The 23,805-nt window shown below is 31.2% G+C and carries 22 protein-coding genes; 13 read left to right on the forward strand and 9 right to left on the reverse strand.

Going from position 1 to position 23,805, the window contains the following annotated elements; genetic code table 11:
- Window positions 1–46 precede the first annotated feature (46 nt).
- The gene (locus GB234_RS09265) at window positions 47–934 is read left to right on the forward strand and encodes a DUF72 domain-containing protein (RefSeq protein WP_151894280.1); all 888 of its coding nucleotides are present in this window, start codon (window positions 47–49) and stop codon (window positions 932–934) included.
- Window position 935: 1 nt separating this feature from the next.
- On the forward strand, window positions 936–1,328 hold the full coding sequence (locus GB234_RS09270) for an acyl-CoA thioesterase (RefSeq protein ID WP_151894281.1): 393 nt from the start codon (window positions 936–938) through the stop codon (window positions 1,326–1,328).
- Window positions 1,329–1,337: 9 nt separating this feature from the next.
- Here GB234_RS09270 and GB234_RS09275 read toward each other — a convergent pair whose 3' ends face one another.
- The 3 genes from GB234_RS09275 to GB234_RS09285 are packed head-to-tail and all read right to left on the reverse strand — an operon-like array spanning window position 1,338 to window position 4,035.
- Window positions 1,338–2,444 (reverse strand): endonuclease/exonuclease/phosphatase family protein, encoded by a 1,107-nt coding sequence (locus GB234_RS09275; protein ID WP_151894282.1) that lies wholly within the window; start codon window positions 2,442–2,444, stop codon window positions 1,338–1,340.
- Between the two features lie 20 nt (window positions 2,445–2,464).
- Window positions 2,465–3,751 carry a mechanosensitive ion channel family protein gene (locus tag GB234_RS09280; RefSeq protein WP_151894283.1) on the reverse strand — a complete coding sequence of 429 codons (1,287 nt, stop codon included), beginning with the start codon at window positions 3,749–3,751 and terminating at the stop codon, window positions 2,465–2,467.
- Entirely contained in the window at window positions 3,751–4,035 is a 285-nt protein-coding gene (locus GB234_RS09285; protein WP_151894493.1) for a DUF3817 domain-containing protein, read from the reverse strand. The genes GB234_RS09280 and GB234_RS09285 overlap by 1 nt, the downstream gene beginning before the upstream one ends.
- A gap of 127 nt (window positions 4,036–4,162) precedes the next feature.
- On the opposite strand from GB234_RS09285, the gene GB234_RS09290 reads away from it, so the two are divergent.
- From GB234_RS09290 to GB234_RS09330, 9 genes are all read left to right on the forward strand, one after another.
- The gene (locus GB234_RS09290; protein ID WP_151894284.1) at window positions 4,163–6,997 is read left to right on the forward strand and encodes a M16 family metallopeptidase; all 2,835 of its coding nucleotides are present in this window, start codon (window positions 4,163–4,165) and stop codon (window positions 6,995–6,997) included.
- A gap of 56 nt (window positions 6,998–7,053) precedes the next feature.
- Window positions 7,054–7,998 carry a mechanosensitive ion channel family protein gene (locus tag GB234_RS09295; protein WP_151894285.1) on the forward strand — a complete coding sequence of 315 codons (945 nt, stop codon included), beginning with the start codon at window positions 7,054–7,056 and terminating at the stop codon, window positions 7,996–7,998.
- A gap of 192 nt (window positions 7,999–8,190) precedes the next feature.
- Complete coding sequence (gene tssD, locus GB234_RS09300) at window positions 8,191–10,275, forward strand: type VI secretion system tube protein TssD (RefSeq protein WP_151894286.1); 2,085 nt, start codon at window positions 8,191–8,193, stop codon at window positions 10,273–10,275.
- A gap of 5 nt (window positions 10,276–10,280) precedes the next feature.
- Window positions 10,281–10,904 carry a hypothetical protein gene (locus tag GB234_RS09305; protein ID WP_151894287.1) on the forward strand — a complete coding sequence of 208 codons (624 nt, stop codon included), beginning with the start codon at window positions 10,281–10,283 and terminating at the stop codon, window positions 10,902–10,904.
- Window positions 10,905–11,453: 549 nt separating this feature from the next.
- Complete coding sequence (locus tag GB234_RS09310; protein ID WP_151894288.1) at window positions 11,454–11,642, forward strand: hypothetical protein; 189 nt, start codon at window positions 11,454–11,456, stop codon at window positions 11,640–11,642.
- 6 nt (window positions 11,643–11,648) lie between these two features.
- Entirely contained in the window at window positions 11,649–12,242 is a 594-nt protein-coding gene (locus GB234_RS09315) for a hypothetical protein (RefSeq protein ID WP_151894289.1), read from the forward strand.
- An 804-nt stretch (window positions 12,243–13,046) separates the two neighbouring features.
- Window positions 13,047–13,745 (forward strand): type VI secretion system tube protein TssD, encoded by a 699-nt coding sequence (gene tssD, locus GB234_RS09320; RefSeq protein ID WP_151894290.1) that lies wholly within the window; start codon window positions 13,047–13,049, stop codon window positions 13,743–13,745.
- Window positions 13,746–13,747: 2 nt separating this feature from the next.
- A complete protein-coding gene (locus GB234_RS15075) occupies window positions 13,748–15,175 on the forward strand; it encodes a hypothetical protein (RefSeq protein WP_172966869.1) in 1,428 nt (475 codons plus the stop codon).
- 2 nt (window positions 15,176–15,177) lie between these two features.
- Window positions 15,178–15,660: a hypothetical protein gene (locus GB234_RS09330; RefSeq protein ID WP_151894291.1), complete on the forward strand. Its 483-nt coding sequence runs from the start codon at window positions 15,178–15,180 to the stop codon at window positions 15,658–15,660.
- A gap of 155 nt (window positions 15,661–15,815) precedes the next feature.
- On the opposite strand, the gene GB234_RS09335 is transcribed toward GB234_RS09330, so the two are convergent.
- Window positions 15,816–16,346: a M15 family metallopeptidase gene (locus GB234_RS09335; RefSeq protein WP_235906102.1), complete on the reverse strand. Its 531-nt coding sequence runs from the start codon at window positions 16,344–16,346 to the stop codon at window positions 15,816–15,818.
- Between the two features lie 215 nt (window positions 16,347–16,561).
- Between GB234_RS09335 and GB234_RS09340 the strand changes: the two genes are divergently transcribed.
- Window positions 16,562–17,287, forward strand: coding sequence for an SDR family oxidoreductase (locus tag GB234_RS09340; RefSeq protein WP_151894293.1), 726 nt, complete (start codon window positions 16,562–16,564; stop codon window positions 17,285–17,287).
- A 1-nt stretch (window position 17,288) separates the two neighbouring features.
- Here GB234_RS09340 and GB234_RS09345 read toward each other — a convergent pair whose 3' ends face one another.
- The 5 genes from GB234_RS09345 to GB234_RS09360 form a co-directional block, all read right to left on the reverse strand.
- A complete protein-coding gene (locus GB234_RS09345; RefSeq protein WP_151894294.1) occupies window positions 17,289–17,720 on the reverse strand; it encodes a hypothetical protein in 432 nt (143 codons plus the stop codon).
- Between the two features lie 155 nt (window positions 17,721–17,875).
- A complete protein-coding gene (locus GB234_RS09350; protein ID WP_151894295.1) occupies window positions 17,876–18,733 on the reverse strand; it encodes an OmpA family protein in 858 nt (285 codons plus the stop codon).
- 156 nt (window positions 18,734–18,889) lie between these two features.
- Window positions 18,890–19,024 carry a hypothetical protein gene (locus GB234_RS15270; RefSeq protein WP_262714109.1) on the reverse strand — a complete coding sequence of 45 codons (135 nt, stop codon included), beginning with the start codon at window positions 19,022–19,024 and terminating at the stop codon, window positions 18,890–18,892.
- A gap of 34 nt (window positions 19,025–19,058) precedes the next feature.
- Window positions 19,059–19,997 (reverse strand): mechanosensitive ion channel family protein, encoded by a 939-nt coding sequence (locus GB234_RS09355; RefSeq protein WP_151894296.1) that lies wholly within the window; start codon window positions 19,995–19,997, stop codon window positions 19,059–19,061.
- 119 nt (window positions 19,998–20,116) lie between these two features.
- Window positions 20,117–20,983: a sigma-70 family RNA polymerase sigma factor gene (locus GB234_RS09360; RefSeq protein ID WP_151894297.1), complete on the reverse strand. Its 867-nt coding sequence runs from the start codon at window positions 20,981–20,983 to the stop codon at window positions 20,117–20,119.
- Between the two features lie 503 nt (window positions 20,984–21,486).
- Between GB234_RS09360 and GB234_RS09365 the strand changes: the two genes are divergently transcribed.
- Window positions 21,487–23,775, forward strand: a complete 2,289-nt coding sequence (locus tag GB234_RS09365; RefSeq protein ID WP_151894298.1) for a M14 family metallopeptidase — start codon at window positions 21,487–21,489, stop codon at window positions 23,773–23,775.
- The last annotated feature ends 30 nt before the right edge of the window (window positions 23,776–23,805 follow it).

The following is a 23,805-nucleotide window of genomic DNA, read 5'->3' on the forward strand; positions in this document are numbered from 1 at the left end:
GCCAAAAAAATATTTCTGAAGTATCTTTACGTAAACCCATTATTATATGAAATTTGGAAACGTAGAAAACCCTGCCGAAATAGATTTTACATTACCCCAAGACCATCCAGATACTAAAAAGCATCTATCAAAATATTCTACTACAAATAAACCTAATTTATATGTAGGTTGTGCCAAGTGGAATAGGGCAGACCTCAAAGGTTTTTATCCGCGAGGTACTAAAGATGAGCTTGCTTACTATAGTACGCAGTTTAATAGTATTGAATTAAATGCAACATTTTATCGCATATTTTCTGCCGATGTTTTTGCTGGTTGGTATGATAAAACACCAGCCGATTTTAGATTCTTCCCTAAAATGTTTCAAGGTGTAACCCACTGGAAAAGATTAAATGATTTTGAAGGTTATTTAAATGAGTATTTATTGAATGCATCAAATTTAAAGGAAAAATTGCAGATGACTTTTGTGCAAATGCACGGTACTTTTGGACCAAAAAACATAGAACGCCTTGTACCTTTTTTTAAAACTATCCCTAAAGATATGCAGGTGGCAGTAGAGTTTAGACATACAGACTGGTTTAATGATGCGACTGTTGCTAATGAACTTTATGATATTCTAGAAAATCATAATGCCACAAATGTCATTGTGGATAGTGCTGGGCGAAGAGATTTATTACATATGCGTATGACGAGCGATACTGCTTTTATACGTTATAATGGGGCAAATCATGAAAGTGATTACAACAGATTAGATGATTGGATAGATAGGCTAGAGGAGTGGATGTCACAAGGATTACAGAACATCTATTTTTTTGTACATCAAAATATTGAAAAAGCTTCACCTTTACTATCTGCACATTTTATAGAAAAAGCCAATGCAAGATTTGGTACTTCATTGAATATCCCAAAAATGGACAACCCTAAAACTTTATTTTAATATGAATTTCCACACACGTAAATGGATTAAGCCAGAAGACTTAAACCCCAATGGAACATTGTTTGGTGGCAGATTGCTAGAATGGATTGACGAAGAGGCGGCACTATACGCAATTATTCAGTTAGAAAATCCTAGAACCGTGACTAAATATATGAGTGAAATAAATTTCCGAAGTTCTGCGAAGAAAGGCGATATTATTGAAATAGGATTAGTACCCACAAAATACGGGAACTCTTCATTGACACTTGCCTGCGAAGTACGCAATAAGATGACACGAGAAGTAATAATAACTATTGACACCATTATAATGGTTAGCCTTGGAGAAAATGGGAAACCGAAAGCGCACGGTAAAACTAAAATAGAGTTTGTTAAAGATAGGTTTAATGATGACTAATTAAGCGTATTAGTAAACATCTGTAGGTAGCTTTTCTGTGCCTTTTATTTGTTTTTCAGCGCGTTGTAAGTCTTTTTTAGACACTTCGTCTGGTTCTTGGATTGATGCTCCGTCTGGTTCAAAGCTAAATTTTGCATAGACAGGAAAATGATCTGAGTCAATCTTATCACCTCGCTCCATTGATATTATTCTAAATTCTTTTGAAGCAAACACGTGGTCTAGCGGCCAGCGCATCATAAAATTTTTAGAATTAAAGGTATTATAAAGTCCCCTACCTTTCCTCGGGTCCAGCAATTTACTCACTCTTTGAAATAACTGCGAAGTTTGTGACCACGCTACATCATTAAAATCACCTACAACTAGAGTAGGTAATTTGTTTTCTAAAGCTAACTTAGCCGTTAACATCATCTCTTTGTCTCTATCTGTTGACATAGGATTATGTTGTGGCATAGGTGGTGTAGGATGTATAGCATATAATTGAATAATATCACCAGAGGGTAATTTTATTTTTGAGTGTATCGATGGAATGCTATCATCAACTTGGTATTTTATTTGAGGATTTATTAGTTCAAGTTTTGAATATAAAAGCATGCCATAAGTATTGCTTAAGGGAACTTCAACTTTATATATATAGGACTCGTCAAGATTTTTAATAATTTGATTTTGCCATACAGTATCCGTTTCAGTAAAAACAATTAAATCTGCATCATATTTTTTAATCTCATTAAAAAGCTTTTTGTAAGAATCATTTTTTTGAAGCACATTCGCTGTAAAAAAACTTAATTGGCGAGAGACATCATTATTTTCAGCGTCATGCATTTCAAAAGAAGCTAACGGAGTGTATATATAAATTTTATAAATTTGATATGACATACACAACAACATAAGTGTAGCAAACGCATAGTCATTACGGTCTTTAAAATCAAATTTTATAAAATATGCCAGAAATGCAATGATGCTTAATATAGTTAATTGTAAATGCGGAAAATCAAAAACACGAATCCACCAATAATCCATTGCTACAAAACGAAATAACGTAAGGATTACTGTAATTACTCCAAATATTTGAAGATATGTTTTAAAAGAAGTTTCCTTAATTCTATTTAAGATTTTCATAGCCAAAAGATACGTTTAATCTAATTGTTTTCATTGTTGTTCGCAGAAAGATTAGTAAAATCACTTCCTGTAGGACTTTCAAAAACTTCTAAATCAAAGAAGGGAACTGCAGCTATTAAATGATCAAAAATATTTGCTTGTATGCGTTCATAATTCTCCCAAGCTTTATCATAAGTAAAACAAAAAATTTCAATAGGAATACCTTTGTCTGTTGGCGCTAAATGCCGTACCATTAAAAATAATTCAGGATTTATTAATTCGTTTTCTGTAATAAAAGCTTCGGCATAATTTCTAAATATGCCTAAATTTGTTTGGTTTCTTCCATTTATAGCTATTGATTTATCTGCAGCAATGGTTGCATTAAATTTAGAAACTTCTTTTTCTCTATGACTTATATATGGAGCAATTAATTGAATTTTTTTCAATTCCTCTAAGTCATTAGATGTTAAAAATTTAATGGAATTTTGTTTGATAAAAATAGAACGCTTAATTCTTCTTCCTTTGCTTTCTTGCATTCCACGCCAGTTTTGAAATGAGTCTGCAATTAAGCTATATGTAGGTATTGTAGTAAACGTATTATCAAAATTTTGTACACGTACTGTTGCAAGGTTTATTTCGGTAACATAACCATCTGCGCCAAATTTACTAAACGTAATCCAATCACCTATTCGCACAATATCATTTACTGAGACTTGTATTGAAGCAACAAATCCAAGAATGGTATCTTTAAAAATTAGCAATATAACAGCAGATAAAGCTCCTAGTGCGGTAACGCTACCTAAGTCAAATCCTGTCAATAGATTAACAGCAAAGAAAACACCTATTCCCCAAGCAAAAATCATCATTACTTGAACGTAACTCTGCAGTGGTTTGTCTTGATATTTTTCTATTCCTTCTGCATAACTTTTTAAACTTCTTAAAATACTTCTAAATACTAAAATACAAAGTACAACTAAGTAAAGTTGAAGCGCAATGTTAAAAAAAGTATCAATTCTAGGATACTCAATAAAGATAACAGGTAGTGTATGCCATAAAATTATAATAGGAGCAAAGTGGGCAATAAACCTTGGAAAATTACTTTTTACTAAATAATCATCAAATGTACTTTTTGTCTTATCACTAAATGTTTTAAAAGATTGAACGATAATCTTTCTAATAATGATATCAAGAATAGTAACAACAAAAGCAATAATAATACAATTTACAATGATATTTGATATAATAGCAAACGTCTCATTAGCGCCCGTATTAATCATATATTCCTGCAAAATGCAGCTATACTCAACAAGTTTAGCTTCAGTAATCATTAAAGGTATTTTTTATCAGCATAAAACGGTCCAAATGGCAATATAGAACATAAAACTACAATCACTAGTGTTTTTGTGGTCCAGTTTAATAGTTGCGATAGGTATACTGCTCCAGCAATATATAATAAGAATAATACCCCATGCGCCATTCCTACTATTTTTACCATTTGAGGCATTTCCCAAATATATTTTAAAGGCATTGCAACAAGCAATAATAAAAGAAACGAAATAGCTTCAAGCGTACTTATTATTTTAAAAGTTTTTATAGTTTTCTCCACGGAAATATTAATTTTAAACAAAGATACCACTGTCCATTTTACTGTGCAGTATTTTAAGACTTTTTTACAGTATGATTGACTACAAAGTAAGTATCTTTTCAAATTAATATTTCAGAATAAAAAACTAACCGCTATGAAACGCTCATTACTGCTATCATTTATTGCCTTACCATTATTATTTTCTAATTGTTCAGATACTATTTCCGAAGAAAAAAATAGTGAAACCGAATTTAAACTTGACTATGAAAAATTTACATTAGACAATGGTCTTGAGGTAATTCTTCACGTTGATAAAAGTGATCCTATAGTTGCTGTCGCTACGGTAATGCATGTAGGTTCAAATAGAGAAAAACCGGGGAAAACTGGATTTGCACATTTTTTTGAACACATGTCTTTCAATGACTCAGAGAATGTTCCAGTGGGAGCTAACCGTAAAATGATTCCAGAATGGGGTGGAAGCCGAAATGGGGGAACTTGGACAGATGGTACTATTTATTATGAGGTTGTACCTAAAGACGCTTTTGAAAAAATCCTTTGGATTGATAGTGACCGTTTTGGATATATGATTAATACAGTTACTAAAGATGCTTTAGAGCGCGAAAAACAAGTAGTAAAAAATGAAAAACGTCAACGTGTTGATAACGCACCTTATGGCTATACTGATGAAATTATTAGAAAAAATCTTTACCCAGAAGGGCATCCATATAGTTGGACTGTAATTGGTGCATTACCAGATCTACAGGCAGCTACGTTAGAAGATGTTACTGAGTTTTATAATGAATATTATGGAGCTTCAAACGCATCATTAGTAATTGCTGGTGATATTGATATAGCAGAAACAAAGGAGCTGGTTCAAAAATGGTTTGGAGAAATTCCTAGCGGCCCTACTGTTGAAGCTTTAAAGCCAATGCCAGTAACCTTAAATGAAACTAAATCACTCTATTTTAAAGATAACTTTGCAAAACTTCCTGAGTTACGTATGGTATTTCCTACTGTTGAAAATTACAATGAAGACTCGTATGCTTTACAGGTACTAGGACAGTTATTAAGTGGAAGTAAAAAATCTGCTCTTTATAAAGAAATTGTTGAAGAGAAAAAATTAGCACCACGTGTAGGTACGTATCAAAGTAGTAATGAATTAGCAGGGGAATTTATTATCAGAATTCGTGCTAACGAGGGTATTGCACTTGATAATGTGAAAAATGCCATTGACCAAGGATTACAAAATTTTGAAGAGAATGGTTTTACAGATAACGAATTAGAACGCATAAAAGCTGAATTAGAAACTCAAGTGTATCAAGGAGTTGCAACAGTTTTAAATAAAGCATTCCAGCTCGTGCAGGATAATGAGTTTGCTGGTGATCCTGAACGTTCAATAAAAGATACAGAGTATATTAAAAATATGACGCGAGAAGATGTTATGCGTGTTTATAAAAAATACATAAAAGATCAAAATTATATAATGACAAGTGTTATTCCACAAGCAACGCCGGAGCTTGCTGTAAATGGAGCAGAGGAAGCTACCGTGTGGATCGAGGAGGTAGGAGCTATGGCAGAAAATGAAGAGGTAGGACAAGGAGCAGAAGCGATATATGAAAAAACAGCTTCAAAATATGACCGTTCTGAACCAGATTTTAGAGATGCACCATTATTAAAAATGCCTGATGTTTGGACTGGAAAATTAGAAAATGGAATGAACCTCTACGGAATCGAAAATAACGAGTTACCGTTAGTTGAGTTTAATATTACAATCCAAGGTGGACACTCTTTAGATCCTGAAGGAAAAGCCGGATTAGCATCATTAACAGCAGATTTGATGAATGAAGGAACCAAAACAAAATCGGCAGCCGACTTAGAAGAAGCTATTGGTCTTTTAGGTTCAAATATTTATATAGGTTCAGGGACTGAAGATATATACATAAGTGGAAGCTGTCTTTCTCGCAACTTTGAAAAAACAATGACATATGTGGAAGAAATGTTATTACAACCGCGATGGGACGCAACTGAGTTTGACAGATTAAAACAAGAACTTGAAACCTCATTGAAAGGCAGAGAAGCAAACCCAACGGCTATTGCAGCCATTAATTTTAATAAATTATTATACGGTGAAAATCACAGCTACGGTATTCCCACAAATGGAACATTAGAGACCATTGACGGTATTTCTTTAGGAGATATTAAACAATACTACAACAATCTTTCACCTAAAGTAGCCAGTTTTCATGTAGTAGGTAATATTAAAAAAGCTAGAGTTGAAAAAGCATTGAGCGGATTAAGCTCTAAATGGAAAGGTGAAAACATTGCATTAAAAACCCAGCAATTACCATCGCAGGACAAAGCAGGAAACCTTTATTTCATTGATGTACCAGGTTCAAAACAATCAGTATTATACATTGGAAAACTAGCAGTTTCTGCGAATGATGAGGATGCTAAAAAACTTGATTTTGCCAACGAAATTTTAGGCGGTGGTTCTAGTGGCCGTCTATTTCAAACGTTGAGAATAGGAAAAGGTTATACCTATGGAGCTTATTCTAGAGTGCCTAATCGCAAGGAAGTTGCGCCCTTTACAATTTCTTCAAGCGTGCGTGCAAATGCTACATTACCTTCTTTGAAAATTATTGAAGAAATGGTTACTAACTACGGAAACGGATTTACTCAAGAAGATGTTGAGCTTACTAAAAACAAAATTATTAAAGCAAATACACGTGCTTTTGAATCCTTTGGAGCAAAACTAGGATTGCTTGGAAACATTAGTAAATATGGTAAATCTATGGATTATGTTGACAAAGAACAGGCACTTTTAATGAATATGAATTTAGAAGATTTTAAAAATACAATTGAAAAATACATTGCTGAAAAAGACTTAGTATATTTAGTCGTAGGGGATAAAGAGACACAAATTTCCGAAGTTAAAAAACTAGGTAAGCCAGTGATAGAACTTGATATCTACGGAAATATTAAAAAATAAAAAACCAAATTTAGTCTTCCAAAATAAATCAATAATTAAAATTTTAAGAATTTATAATGTTATCATTTCAAACAAAAGAACCTTCCGAAACTATTACGAATTCATTGGAGCATTATTATGAAAAACTTTTAACTTCATTGCCACGTATTGCATTAGCAATTTTTATCATCGTCGCTGGAATATTATTAGCGCAACTCATTACAAATTTTTATAAAAAACGAATTCTCCAAAAAGCAAGTGACCCATTAATGGCACGTTTTCTTGCTCAAGCAATCAAGTTTACATTAATTTCAATAGCAATAATGCTAGGCTTAAAAGCTGCAGGACTCGATGGGGTTGCAACAGGTTTGTTGACCGCAGTAGGGGGTGGAGCGATTGTGTTGGGTTTTGCATTCCAGGATATAGGGAAAAACTTTCTTGCAGGTATTATTCTTGCTTTTAATAGACCTTTTGATATTAATGATACGATAATGATTGATGCGCATTTTGGAAAGGTAAGGGCGCTCAATTTTAGATATACCCATATTAAGACAAGCGATGGTCGTGATATTTTTATTCCCAATAGCGATGTGTTGACAAAACCAGTGCAGAATTACACTGCAGATGGTTTTTTTAGAAATGATTTTGTTGTAGGTATTGGTTATGAGGATGATATTTCTAAAGTAAAGGATATTATATATCAGATTTTAGATAACCATGAGGGTATTGTACAAGATGAAGACCATAAAAATTTTGTAATAGAAGAGGAATTGGGAGCTAGTACTATTAATTTAAAAGTTTTCTTTTGGGTAAACACTTTAGACTATCGTGTAGCCTCCCGCGTGTTAAGAGGTATTGTAATTAAAAAAGTCATTGAAGCACTTATTGAAGCTAAATTTATTCTCCCAGGAAATATCACAGAAATTAAGCTTTATGGAGGACAAGAAGATTTACCGTTAAAATTAAAAAAAGACCCTAATGACAGAGAGTTAGATAAATTAGAAAGAGAAAATAAAGATTAAGTAATTTATTTCTTCAATTTATAGCTATAAAGTTATTATAATAATAATTCCAAGTATAACATATTTGTAATCTTTTAGTTGCAATCAAAAGCAGAGTTAAAGTATATTAAAATAATTAGCTAACATTATTTAAATATAATTACTAAAGCATCTATTTAATATCTATGTCTTAAATTTATACAAAATAGTAACATGAGCATTCAGTCTAAATTATATATTGATGATGAGGTTTTTGAAATACTGGAAAGTAATTTCCAGTATAGTCAAAAATATGATAAAAATAATAGGCCACTCCCTAAGGTTTTTGGAGGTATTTTTAATGTCGTTGTACCAAGTGGAAAAAGTGATACTTTGACTGATTGGGCCATACAAAAGAACATGATGAAAAATGCTAAGATTATTCAAACACCTAATTTTTTAGGTGGTAGTGGTAAGAGTAGAACATTTGAACTTATAGATACTTATTGTGTTTTTGATAAAAACAAATTTGATGCTGTAAATGATAGTTCAATGAAAAATTTCATTACCCTATCACCAGCAATTTTAAAATTAGATGGCGAATTATTACATGAAAGAAATTGGAAACTCACAGATTTAGAAGCTGAGAAAGTAGCGCCAACTACCATTGAAAAGGAGCCTGAGACTCAAATCATGAAAATTGAGTGGCTCGATAGTGAAACTATGGACATTGTTAAAAAAACAGATTACGAAAAAGAGGTTAATCTTGTTGCAACTATTATCAACCCAGCAGGCTCAACAGCTTCTATTACAATTGAAAAAGAAGATAAAAGTGAATTTAATAATGGGAAGAAACAACTCTCATTTACTGAGTCAATTGCAGATGATGGAACGGTTGAGATTAGTGAATTGCTTATTGAAGAAATTTGGGATGAGAATAGAAAAGCCAAAGTTGATAAACTCATTGCTACAATTGAGCATAATAATATAAAGAAAAAGAGTGGTCTATTAGAATTGATTCCTCCGCCTAAGGTTTTAGTTAATTTTAGGCCTATTGATAGTTGGAAAGGGGAATTTGGTTTTGATTGGGTACGTGAGGATGATACAAGTTTATTTAACGATAATAAATTTGAGGACATTGTTAGCAAGCAATATAAAGAAAGCTCCTTTACGACTTTAGAAGATGATGGAAATGCATATAAAGGTCATTATAAAAAGGATGCTACATTACTTAAAAATTTAAAAGAAATGTATAAGCCTTTTGAAGTAACATGGAAACAGGTAACGGATAGTAGTGGTAAAAAAGTTAAAGATAAACACTATACAGAATGGTTAAGCTTAAAGAAAGGAAAAGAGGCTAAGATAAAAATTAGAATTGATGTTACTGAAAAAGCGGATTTTTTAGAATTTGATGATAATGCTAATTTTAATTTCACGCCAAAAAAAATAGATGTGAAGGGTAAAACAGGAAAAAAGACATTAACGGAGGTTGTTACTGTTAAATGTAAAAATGAATTTACTACAGACCAAGAAATAATTATAAAAGCTTTTCAAGAAGATTCAAATAATCGCAAGTTGGCTGGAAAATTAAATGTTTGGAGTAATGATGCCAGCAATCACAAAAATAAAAAAGTAGTTTTCGTACAAATAAAAACAGATATCACTGGCAGTGGTGTACCTAATATATCTAATGCTTCTAATGAAAAAGCTAGAATTAACAAATATTTAAATCAAGCATATGTTGAATTACATCCAGACTCAAAGATTGTTGATATTGATTTAACAACCGATACTAATTTTTCAAGATTTGTTAAGAACGGTAAAATTAAAACGATAGGAGATGCTGTTCCAGCTATACCTGCTGTACCAGCTGTAGCCGCAACATTAACAACACCAGCAATACCTGCAGTGCCAGCGATTGCAGCAATACCAAAGCAGGCTCTAGTTGAATATTTGAAGGAGCAATTGAAAGCAGTAGATAGTAAATATGACACCTATTTTAAAGCTTTTTATTTTAATGAAAATGGATATCATGCTGCAGGTAATTTGAGTGGTTATTCAGCTGCTGGTGCGAATTATGTAGTAGTATTTGCTTCTGCGAATGATCAAACTGCCTCACACGAATTTTTACATTCGTTTGATTTACCACACACTTTCACAAATAGTGAAATAACTGCAAATTCAGAATGTACTTATGAGGCTAAAAAAACAGATAATTTATTAGATTATTCACATAACATAAGTAATGATCCTAACAATAATAAACGTTGTAGTTTATACTATTGGCAGTGGATAAAAGCTAACAAATCTATAACATAGTTAATATGAAATATTTAATCTACATAGCAATTATTATTTTTAATGGCTGCAATGCGCAAAAAAAAGTAAATATGGAACAAGAAATGATTATTCCACAAGTCAATAAAGAATTTGAAACAATTGACCCAAATATCTTTGATGGAAAAGGTTCTAACTTTGAAGTTGTTTTAGAAAATGAACATTTAATTTATACAAGTGCAGATATTGGTTACGGTAAATCTACTTTCTTTACTAATTCTTATTTTAAATCTTTAACTAGTTACTACAAAAACGAAAAAAATGGTGTAAGAAAGAAAGGTATTATGTTTATTAATGGTTCTAAATATGGCACTTGGTATGAATTTAATGAAAATGGTTTACTCATAAATGAAATCAATACCGACGAAGGTTACGAATATAGTTGGGAGAATATTATAGATTATTGTAGCAAAAATGAGATTAAACTTTCCTCAGGTTATCCTAATCGCGGAGGGATAAAAACTGAAATCTATCAAAACGAAGATTGTGGTTTGTTAGTGTGGACCATAAGTTATTTCAATACTAAAAAAAGTGAATATCTTGAAATTACATTAGACGGTAAGACTGGTAAAGAAATTAAAAGAAGAGAATTAGAGTTTATAGGAGGATAAACCAAGAAGGCATTTATTTTTTTTAGAAATACTTAGAGATTTGTGTTATAATTATAAAGTTGAATTAGCATTTTTCTCTTGGATTGGCACATGATACATGCTATTTATTAAATTTTCATTTCTTAATTATATCTCTTTCAATTAGCTGTACACCCCATAATTCAAAATCTCAAAACAGAATAAATAAAAAAAGTAGCTGATAGCGCAAAATATAGCAACTAACAGTTAGCGCATAAAAAGAAGGTATGTTGTCAAATTCTATATATACAAAAGTAGTTTAAACATAGAAATGAATTTAGAAACGAGAATAAAAAAGGTATGTTCTAGTAATGGGAACTCATATCTATAGGTGTATGAAGCGAATACATGTTTGATATTGAAATCGAATATTATTGCTATCCGTATAATACAGGTTTTAGTAGTTAACTCAAAGTGTTCTTATTTGATTAGAGTGGTAGCGAAAAATTAGTAACTGGCTATCGGGGTTATAGTGGTGCTGCTAAAAGTATTAATTTTGAAGCGGTAGTATTATATAATACCTCAACCACAATGCATGAAACTCTACATGCTATAAGTCTGCCTCACACATTTGACAACAAAGGAACGTATACATATCAAAAGGGTCAGACATATAACATTATGGATTACTCTCATCAAACTACTTATGGTAGTAAAGATAGAATTAACACATGGCTTTGGCAATGGGAACAATTACATAAGCATGTAGATATGGAATAAGAAACTATGAAAAATAGCATTAAAATTATAGCGCTCTTACTAGTAATTAATGCAAGTTGTAAAGCACAATTAGAAGCAAAAAAACATCTTAATTCAATGGAAAATTTTAATATTGAAAGATTTGAAAAGCATAAAGTAAATGGTAGTGCAGTTTATGAAGAGATGGATCATACGTATCATCAATTTGGAGATGCCGCTTCTGGATATGTAGAACACATAACATTGCCAAAACCAGAAGTTTCTCAAATATATGCCGAATATTACCCCGATGGTTCACTCAAAATTAAAGGTCTCATGTATCCAAACGAATTTAAAAAAGGAATCTGGAAAGAATACGATATTAAAGGAAATACAATAACTGAAAGCGATTATGACATGCCTTTCACTTTTACTTTTGAAAATATAACAGATTGGATTAAAGTTGAAAATATTGACACTAGTACAAATAAATTTGGCATTTTTAGATCTGTAGATGAAGAAATACCAATTTGGGAAGTTAATTGGTTGGGGAAAAACGGCAACACTATTGAATTTGCCATTATCAATGGAATTAATGGAGAAATTGTTGAAAAGGGAAATCGCAATTACAAAAACAACTAATTAGTTTAGTATATACAAATCAGATAAAACTAAGTTGAATAATTATTATCAATTTGTTTTTGGAAAATTCCTAATGTCATTTTTTGTTGTTTAGTTGTCATAGAAATAATAACTCTCAGAGTATCAATAACTCAAAATTAAAGCAACCTAAAAACTGAAATTGCAATAATTTTATCACTACAAAAATAATAGTAACTAATATAATTAAAGAAAATAATTTAGTGAGATTCTTACAAATACATTGTTCTTCTTACTTAAGATTATATATTTAAAATAATGGTTTCTAAGAATACGGGGAAAATGAATTTAACAGTATTTGAATAATTTCTGCTAAATATAAATTATCAGTTAATACAAAGTTTTTAATCCATAGAAAAATGGTGCTATTTTATCTAATAAAAAGAGAAAAAGGATTATTTAAAGATTATTAACTTGAATAAAAAAGCACTTTTTTATTTTTGAGTTAGACTTAAATAGAAAAATCACTCACGTATTAGAAATGCATAGTCTGTAATTTTTTTCACGCTTTAAGCTTTCATTATTAGTCTCAAACAGCAACACTTCTTTGTTACAGGTTTGAAATCTTAATAAATAATAATTTTAGGTATTTCTTTTTACTGAAATTATAAATATTTTGATAATACGGATTTCCAATTAAGGTATATACTTATTATTAAACTTGATTTCAGAATACAAAATTTTTAACATATATTGTATTGGTTTTTAATAGATTGTGATTGATAAAATCAATTCTACTACTAAATAATTTAATCATTTTATTTTAAATTATAGAAAACTTTAATAATGAGCATTCAGTCAAAATTATACGTTGAAAATGAAGTTTTTGATATTTTAGAAAGTAATTTCCATTACAATCAAAAGTTTGATATAAATAATAGACCACTCCCTAAAGTGTTTGGAGGTATTTTCAATATTGTTGTGCCAAGTGGGAAAAGTGATACTTTGACAGATTGGGCAATACGAAAAACCATGATGAAAAATGTTAAGATTGTTCAGATCCCCAATTTTTTAGGAGGTAGCAGCAAAAGTAGAACCTTTGAACTTTTAGATACTTATTGCGTTTTTGATAAAAATCAATTTGAAAGTTCAAACAATGAACAAATGAAAAATTTTATCACTCTTTCTCCAGCTATTTTAAAACTTGATGGTCAATTACTGCATGAGAGAAATTGGAAGGTCACAGACATTAAAGCAGAGAGTGTAATACCAACTACTATTGAAAATGAGCCTAATATAATTAAATATCATCTCGAAGATATGGAAGGTGTTGAATTATTTAAAAATGAAATTGATGTTGGTGAAGAAATAATGATGGTAGTAGAGACTATCAATGCCATTGGTGAAACACTTGAGTTTGATTTAGATGATCAAAAACTGGATTATGAGCATAACGGTATTAAATTAAAAGAAGATATGCTGAAAGTTAAAATTACAGCAGATATAGTTAGAGTACCATTAAAAGCAATTTTACAGGAAAATTAGTTATGGGAGGAAAAGTATTAATAATAGGTCATCCAAGAACTAGAATGAGTATGAATGTTCCTGTTGTTAGAGTACCACCACTTAAAAGGTTTTTAGTTCATTTTAGAAGACCAGATAGCTATCAAGGAAAATATGGCTTTGACTGGTTGCGGGATGAGTATATTTATCCAATTAAAACAGTAACAAACGATAATAACGGAGTAGCAATTGGTAGTCCAACTGCTCTTTGTACAAATCCTACTGCATTAAAAACTGAATACAGAATTACTAACGTTGTTAATCCCATAAGACCTTATGGTAAAGATTATTACCCAGCTTGGTTATCAATTTTTCCACACACTACAACAACTCAATTTGCACATGGTTCAAACATGCACAGTAGCGGTGTAACTCTTGATCTTGAAATTGAGGAAATTGATGCGCTATCTAGCGATGCAACTAAACTTATATTTGTATCTGATAATCCTAATCTAACTATTACTCCTAATCAAATTGACCTACATACACTTATTGGAACTAAACAAACTAAAAGTCTAGGAGGAAGCGATACGAGAGATTTTTATCTGGCAACTGCCCAGGTAAATATTAAATCTATAAATGCCCCGTTAACAAGTCATACTGAAATAAAAGTAATTGCTAAGTTAGCGAGACAGGAAGAAGAAGTTGGGAAATTAATGGTGTATAAAAATAATGTAATACCAAAAGCTGAAATTGTTGCCGTAAATGTAATAACAGGAAGTACCTCTGCAAGTTTAAGAAATGATTATCAATATCTCTTTAAAAAACAGTCATTTAATCAAGCTTTGATAAGAGCAGAAGTTAGGGTAGATACTCAGTTTAATATAAACACTCTTCCTAGTAGTGATGTTGATGTAATAAATTTTAAAACTAATTATATCAATTCTACTTCAAATATCGGTCGAGGTAATGCAAGTGCATTCAAAAATGACTTAATAGCATTATATGAAAAGTTTGGAGACCATGCGCCCAATGGCTCTGGAATTGACACTAACGCTAATAAAAGAACCTATTTATTTTATACAACTATTACTGCACAAACAGCAGGTACAATGGTTCAAGGAAGTTGTTCTGCAAATTATAATACTAATACAGCTGGAATCATTACGGGTATAAATTGGGGGAATGCATATATTATTTTTGGAACAGCGCTTCAATCAAAAAGAACAGTGCTGCATGAAGGAGCCCATTCATTCTCCCTTACTCATACCTTTCAACAAAGTTCTTCTAGAATTACGGTTAGTTCCCCTTTTGTTTTTTATAAAGGCTTTACAGATAATATTATGGATTATGTGAATCAAGTAGGTGTTTCAACAAGAAATCCATTTGAAGCGAATGACAAAATGAATAATTTTTATAAATGGCAGTGGGGAATTATGAGAAATGACAGAAGTTTAATCTTTAGCTATTAAAAATGAAATCAATCTATATTATCATATTATTGCTATCATCGTGTATTTCAAAAAATGATAGAAGCGATATAACTGAAAATAAAATATCAACCACTCCTATAAAAGCATCAAATATGTTTAAAGAAATAGATTATATGGAATTTAAAAGAAATCCAGCGGAAGATTATTTCTTTACTAGAAAATATAAACTCAACGAGAGTCAATTATTTTATTACACTAGTTCTAATGAACTAAAGACAATGAATTCGACTGCACATTTGGAAACAAAAAAACTTATGGATAGCCTTCCAAAAAAAGTGATAAATGATTTTAAAAATTTAGGGCATCCTACAGTGATTATGGATATACCTGACTGGGAGATAAATATTCACTTTAAAAATGAAGATACTTTATTACTATCTTCTGGAGATTTGCCTGATTTTATGAAAGCCTACGAAAAAATGGCTTGGGAGGTAATGACAACATTAGATGAAATAAAAATTTAATTAGTTATAGAAAAATACAATAAATTTTAAAATGAGTTTTAATAATAATATAACACTTAAAGAGTTACAATATATTAAGAAGTGATATGGTTCTATTAAAGTTAAGATAGCTTATATTAATAATGGTTTTCAAAATATTTAATTATTGATTGTAATTAATCACAAGGTAATTTATCATTCATTGTTTTAAAACGCCAGCTTTGTTTAAAGCTAAAATGCCACCATTCTGTACGTACAGTTTTAAACCCTACTTTAAGTAAGCCTTCTTGTAATAATTTTCGGTTAGCTAAAATTTCTTTGCTGAAATTATAGTTATCGATATGAGAGGCACGGCCAAAAAAATCGTAATCACTACCCATTTCTACATAACAACCATCTAAAGTTACTAGTGTTAAATCCACTGCAGCTCCTTTATTATGGATACTACCTTTTCCGTAGGGATTTGCAACATACGTTGGGCGTGGAACTTTTGACCACATAAATTTTTGTACATCAAGTGGTCGATAACAATCGTAAAATTTAATTTTATACCCTTTTTTACAAAAAAATTGATTAGCATCAAATATTGCCTGGGCAACTTCGGGTTGAAGTAGACACTTAGGACAATCGTATAAAACTTCTCCAATAAAATTATTTGACGTAGCGTATCTTATTTCGTAATCAAATTCTTCTCCATAGATTTTCATGTCAACAAGAGAGTCTTGCTGTTTAACGTTATTAAAATTAAACAGTAATAAATAGGGTAGGAGCAAAAATTTAAAATATGTAATCATAGACAGGGCGCAGCAAATTTCAGCAGTAAAAATAACAATTCATAATTTAAGAATCCATTAATAGAAAACAGACTTATGTATTCGTAGCTTTGATGTATAACCTAAACTATTAATTTAATTAAAAATATATGAGTAATTTGAAAAATAAGGTAGCATTTATTACAGGTGGTAGTAAAGGAATAGGTTTTGGTATTGCTCAAAAATTATTAGGAAATGGAATGCATGTAGCTATTACAAGCCGAAGTACTAAAAGTGCAGATGCTGCCGCTAAAAAATTAGAAAAATTTGCAATTCATGGTTCAAAAGTATTAGGATTGAAAGCAGATGTGCGTAGTTTCCATGAGCAGGAAGACGCTGTTAATAAAGCGATTAAAGAACTGGGTGAGATTGATGTTGTTATAGCTAATGCCGGTTTAGGTCATTTTGGCAATATTGAAGAACTATCTGTTGAACAATGGAATGAAGTTATTGAAACTAATCTTTCTGGTGCGTTTTTTACTTTAAAGTCAACAATAGCATCTATTAAAAAAACTAAAGGATATTATATATCGATTTCAAGTTTAGCGGGAACAAACTTTTTTGCTGGAGGAACGGCTTACAATGCAAGTAAATTTGGTGTGACAGGATTTACTCAAGCTGCCATGTTAGATTTAAGACAATATGGAATAAAAGTGAGTACCATTATGCCAGGAAGTGTTTCTACACATTTTAATGGTAATGAGCCGAGTGATAAAGGTGATTGGAAAATACAAATTGAAGATATAGGTGAACTTGTTGTTGATTTACTTAGAATGCACCCTCGCACATTGCCAAGTAAGATTGAAGTGAGACCTACAACACCGCCATCAAAATAAATTATGCTATTAATTTATTTTTTTCTTTTATAGTTTGTTGTTTAGCCCAAGCTATCGCATTATCTAAAGATGTAAATTTTTGAACTTTAGTTTTTATAAATAATTTTTCCAAAATTAAATTACTTAAACCTATACGTTCATTGGTAACAACTGATATGCAATTTAAAGTATTACTACCATTAAAAAATTTTAACCAATCTTGAGGATATAAAGAATAGGAATGTATTCTATTTGAAACGTAAGAAACTTTTATATTTTTATTTCCAAAATAATTGTATACCTCTTCTATCACTTCTTCTGCACAATCCCAATTAAAAACAACTCCTTGTTTAATTTCTCCAACAACATAATCATCAAAAACATAAAAATCACCTTCGTTGATGGTTATTATCTTTTTAACATTTGAAAAATATTTACTTTCAGCTATTTTCAATATAGTTGTTTGTTGGTGATTATTAACATTATAGGGTTTATCAAATATATAACATTGATATTTAAAACAGACAAAACGCTCAATTTATTCGTTAAAGTGTATAAAAAAAAGCAGCTTCATGGAAGCTGCTTTTCATCATAGTTATTTACTTTCAATTAATTGGCAGAAAGTAGAGCCAGAAATTTATCTAGATTAGGAAGTATTACAATTCTTGTCCTTCTATTAGTGGCACGACCTTCTTTAGTGTCATTTTCAGTCAATGGGCTGTAACTACTTCTTCCTGCAGCAATTAATTTTTCTGGTGCTACATTAAAATCTTCTTGCAATTTTCTAATAACAGCTGTTGAACGTTCAACACTTAAATGCCAATTATCTTTAACTGCAGCTCCAGCTTTCACTGTTTGCGCATCAGTATGTCCTTCAACCATAACTTCCATCGCAGGTTCACTATTAATTACATCTGCTAATCTTTTTAAAAGATCATTTGCTTTAGGGTTTACTCTATAGCTTCCAGAATTAAATAGCATTTTATCTGATATGGTTATCATCACAACTGTCTCATCAATGCTAACTTGAATATCATCTTGGTTTTCAGTCATGAACTCATTTGAAAGATTTTTCTTCAAATTATACGATACAATTAAATTCATTGAATCTTGAAGTGTTTTTGCATTTGCTAGTTGATTCTGGTCAACATTTGCAAGTGCAGCTTTCATTTGTGCTTTATCTTTATTACTCAACACTACATTATCATATTTTTGATAGCGCGAATCACTCAACTCTTTTAAAGTTGTATTTGATGATGATAAAGATTGGATTTTTGAATTATAGTCTGCAACACGTTGCTCAATGCTAGTGACTTTAGCTTCTAATTCTTCTTTTTCTAACTGTGTTTTAGCTAGGGTTGATCTAGTGTCATTATATTGACCTTCAAGTTCTACGTATTTCTTTTTAGAAACACATGAGGTCAATATTGCAACTGAAAATAGGGATACTGCAAATAATTTTTTCATTGTACTAAGTTTTTAATGGTTTATCATTATATAACTTCCATTAGTAAATAATATTCCTTAAAGGGTTGCTATTGTTTTGTTAAACATACCTTAATAAAAAAGCCACTCAATTTCATGAGTGGCTTTATATCAATAAGTTGTAATTAATTTTTATTTTTAACTAAGGCCTAACCAGCCTAGAATAATAAAAAGTATAATAAATACAATAACAGTTCCTACGCAACCGCAGCGACCGCCTCCTATTTTTTTTGCGCCCCATGCGGCAATAATTGCTCTAAGTATATTTTTCATGTTTTTTGTTTGTTAAGTTGATATCATATTAAGATTAAGAAGCACCGTTGTTTTGATTGTGAATTGTTAAATTATTTTTTCCAAAATCCAGCGTACGTATTGGGAATGGGATATTAACATCATTTGCATCAAATGCTTTCTTTATAGCCTTAATTGCTTTATGCATATTTTGATGTCCTTGTTTGCCATTAACACAATCTGCCCAAAAACGGACTACAAAATTTATAGAACTATCACCAAATTCTTGAAAAAAGAATTCAACTTCCTCACCATCCCTTTGTTTAAATGCCTCACCTATAGTTTTTACTGTTAAATCTTCAACCATTTGTAAATCACTTTCATAGCCAACCCCACAAGAAACAATAGTGCGAGAACGAGGAGATATTGAGTAGTTAGTAAATGGATTATCAATAAAAGTAGAGTTAGGGATAATAGTAAATTCATTATCTGGTCTCTTAACAGTTACATTGCGCAAATTGATTTCTGTAACAAAACCTTTCTCTCCATTAGTTTCAATCCAATCACCTATACTTATTTTAGGTAAAAATGAAAGAATAAAACCAGATACAGTATTACTTAATGTTCCTTGAAGAGCAAGTCCTATTGCAAGACCCACAACACCTGCACCAGCCAATACTGAGGTTAGTACCTTGTCTAGCTCCATAACCCCTAGAGCAACAAAAAAACCAATTAATAGGGTTACGGCAAAAACAATTTGACCTATCATTTGCTTAACAGATTCCTCTTTAACTCTCCTAAGAAGAACACGCTTTATTAATTTTTGTAGCCCTTTTGCTATAAAATAGAAAAGTACAATCACTAATACGGCAATAACAAAATTGGGTAGTTTTAAAATAAGAGCATCGAGCCATCCTCCTAATTTTTCCCATAATCCAGAAATTGCATCATCAACATTAAAGGCCTTAGCAACTTCTTTTGTGGTTTCTTTTACTTCTGTAGTAGTATCTTGCATTGATTGTTATTTTGTTCAAATATACGGGTAAGGTTGCTAGAATTGTTTTAACAAAATCCTAAAAAAAAATGCAGATGAAAAATTCATCTGCATTTTAAAATTTAATATTTCTGAAGAATCTATCCTAAATACTTTTTTAAGATATGGCTCTTAGATTCTTGACGTAAACGTCTAATCGCCTTTTCACGAATTTGACGCACACGCTCTCGGCTCAACTCAAAAGTATCACCTATTTCTTGTAACGTCATCGCAGGTTGTCCGCTTAAGCCAAAGTTTAACTTTACCACATCTGCCTCTCTAGGCGCAAGCGTATCAAGTGCTCTGTCAATCTCAATCTTTAAAGATTCATGGATTAACGCTTTATCAGGATTAGGAGTTTCACCACTACTAATTACATCGTATAAGTTATTATCATTTTCACCTTCTTGGAACGGTGCATCCATAGATAAACTTCTAGAAGAGTTTTTCAATGATTGTTTTACACTGCTCACAGTCATATCCAGTTCCTTAGCAATTTCGCTAGCACTAGGTACACGCTGGTGTACTTGCTCTAAATGAATAGATGCTTTACGTATTTTATTAATATCACCAATCTTGTTTAAAGGTAAACGTACCACACGTGATTGCTCAGCAATTGCTTGCAAGATAGATTGTCTAATCCACCATACAGCATAAGAGATAAATTTAAAACCTCTCGTTTCATCAAAACGTTGTGCAGCTTTTACAAGCCCTACATTTCCTTCATTAATCAAGTCACTAAGCGTTAAACCTTGATTTTGATATTGCTTTGCTACAGATATCACAAAACGTAAATTCGCTTTAGTCAACTTATCAAGTGCTCGTTGATCACCTTCACGAATTCTTTGTGCTAACTCAACCTCTTCCTCCGCGGTTATCATATCAATCTTACTTACATCTTGTAAGTAGCTGTTCAAAGATTTTGTTTCTCTGTTTGTAACCTGCTTGGTAATCTTGAGTTGTCTCATAGTGTTTCTCTTTTATTTAAATTTAATACTACTTCCGGATTTTTAAATTTTTTGAAAATGTCTTTAAAAATATCTTCTGAAATTTTAAGGGTTTACTACTTGTTACTGTCAATTAAAATAGCTGTGATATCAATGCTATTTTTAAATTGCTCATATAACTGAAACTAAACGCAAATTTCAAAATCTTATTTCAAATTACTTTAATTACCGAAACTATTAAAGTAAAGCACACATTCAAAAAGCATTTTTTTTGATTTGTCAACACATAAAAAAACATTCCAATTAATAAACCTATTAAAAGGAGCATTTGTTTAATCTATAAAAATATAGTTCAAAAAGAAATAATTAGATAGGGGCGTTGTCAAAGAAATGCAATTTAATGAAACCCATAAAAGGGCTACAATTACTAATACGTAAGAACATCAATAAAAGTTACAAAGAATTTAAAAAAAGTTTTAAAATTTATAAAATCATATCTTTACTATTGGAAAAAGAAAAAATTTATGAAATCATTTAGCCATATTGGAGGCATCCTTATTTTATTAATAGGACTGCAAATTAACGCACAGCAAATATATTCTGAAATTCAAATAGAAAACCCTGAGGATATTGCCCAATTAGCCAATGAAGGTTTTGTTGTAGATCATCTTAATATTGACCAATCTAATAAAATAAAAATACTAGTTTCTGAAACCGAACTACAACAACTTATTATATTAGGCATTCAGCACACTATAACAATACCTAATTATAAAACAAATTATTTACAACAAAGAACAGAAGACGCTAATAGAACAATAACAAGAAATACTAACGTTGCAGCCGGATTTGATTTAGGGAGTATGGGAGGCTTTTACACCTTTGACGAGATTGTAACAAAGCTTGATGAGATGAAGACAGATTTCCCTAATCTCATCACAGCAAAAACAAGTATAGGTACTACAGTTGAAGGAAGAGATATTTGGATGGTAAAAATCTCAGACAACCCAGAAATTGACGAGCCAGAGCCTTCTGCTTATTTTGATGCACTTCACCATGCTAGGGAACCACTCTCAATGGCAACCACAATTAATTATATGTTTTACTTGTTAGAAAATTATGATTCAGATTTACAAGTACAATATTTAGTAAACAATAGGGAACTTTATTTTGTACCAGTAGTAAATCCAGATGGCTACATTTTCAATGAAACAACAGATCCCAATGGTGGTGGACTTTGGAGAAAAAATAGAAACGAAAATACAGGTGGTTGTGTAGGAGTTGATTTAAATAGAAACTACGGTTTTGGTTATAATAACAATTCAAACTGTTCAAGTGGTGATCCTTGCTCAGGAATATATAGGGGAGATGGTCCATTTTCAGAATTAGAAACTCAAGCCATTTCAAATTTATTAACTCAAATTCAACCCAAAACAGCATTTTCAACACATTCTACCGCTGGAACATATTTAATGCCATATGGTTATGATACCTCTCCACCAGATTTTGAAATTTACTCAGAATGGGCATCAGCTTTTTTAGATGAAAATGATTATAGTTATGGAGTTACATTTCAAATTTTAAACTATACATCTTGTGGGACTACACGAGATTATTTACATAGTGAAGGTATTTATGGTTGGACTCCAGAAATTGATGGCTCTGGTTTTTGGCCCATGCCAAGCACTATCTTTGACCTAGTTGGGGAAAACATACGGCCTATGATGTACCAATCTTACATCTCTGGCGCATACTTAGATGTTCAAAGTCACACACAATTAAATAATGCAATACCAGGTGAAACAATGGGATTGATTGTTGAGTTAAAAAATATAGGATTAGAAAACACTAACGGTAATGTAACTGTACAATTATCGATTGATAGTCAATTAATTTCTTCTCAAACCAGTGTTGACTATGGTACTATTAACGCAAGAGAACGAATAGATAATACTGCAACACCATTTTTAATAGAAATTTCCCCAGAGTTTGATAGACAATTTTTTAACGTTGAAATTATTCCATTTCAAGATGGGGTTCGTAACGAATCGATTACAATTCCTATATTTATTGGAGAGAGAACGAATTTATTTACTGATACTGCCGAAAATGGCTCAAGTAACTGGACAGCATCTGGCAATAACTTGCAGTGGGGTGTTACAAATGATGATTCTTATAGTGGGAATACTTGCTTTACAGATTCGGCCGGAGGAAATCAAATGAATGAGACTTTAAATTATTTTGAGCTAAATCAATCTTTCGATTTTTCAACAACCACTGGTCCACTATTGAGTTTTATGACAAAGTTTGCATTAGATTCTGGAGATTTTACAACCTTAGAAACCTCAATTAATGGAGGTACAAGCTGGGAACCACTCGCAACATTTACAGCAAACGAATCTTGGAATATGAAAAATTACAATCTAACCCAATTTAATGGTGAAAGTAATGTTCATTTTAGATTTAAAATGGAATCAAATCAAAGTATTCCAGGTGATGGGTTTTATTTTGATGATTTTTATATTATAGATTATGAAGAAGAAATTTTAAACATTGTTGACATTAATAATACATTTAATATTTCGGCTTTGCCTAATCCTTTTACAAGTCAGATAACAATTTTGGCTTCTGAAATTGTTGATTTTGAAGTAACGTTATTTGATATCCAAGGTCGTAAGATTTCAAAAAATTATAAAAGTGATAACAGCACAATTGTTATTGAAAATCTAGATTCATTAACATCAGGTATATATTTTGCTTTAATTGAAACAAAAGGCGGATATTCATCGTCTATTAAATTAATAAAAGAGTAAAATGTATTTTTGGAGCAATTTTTGCTCTGC

The organism is Patiriisocius marinistellae, from assembly GCF_009014635.1.
GTDB lineage: Bacteria > Bacteroidota > Bacteroidia > Flavobacteriales > Flavobacteriaceae > Patiriisocius > Patiriisocius marinistellae.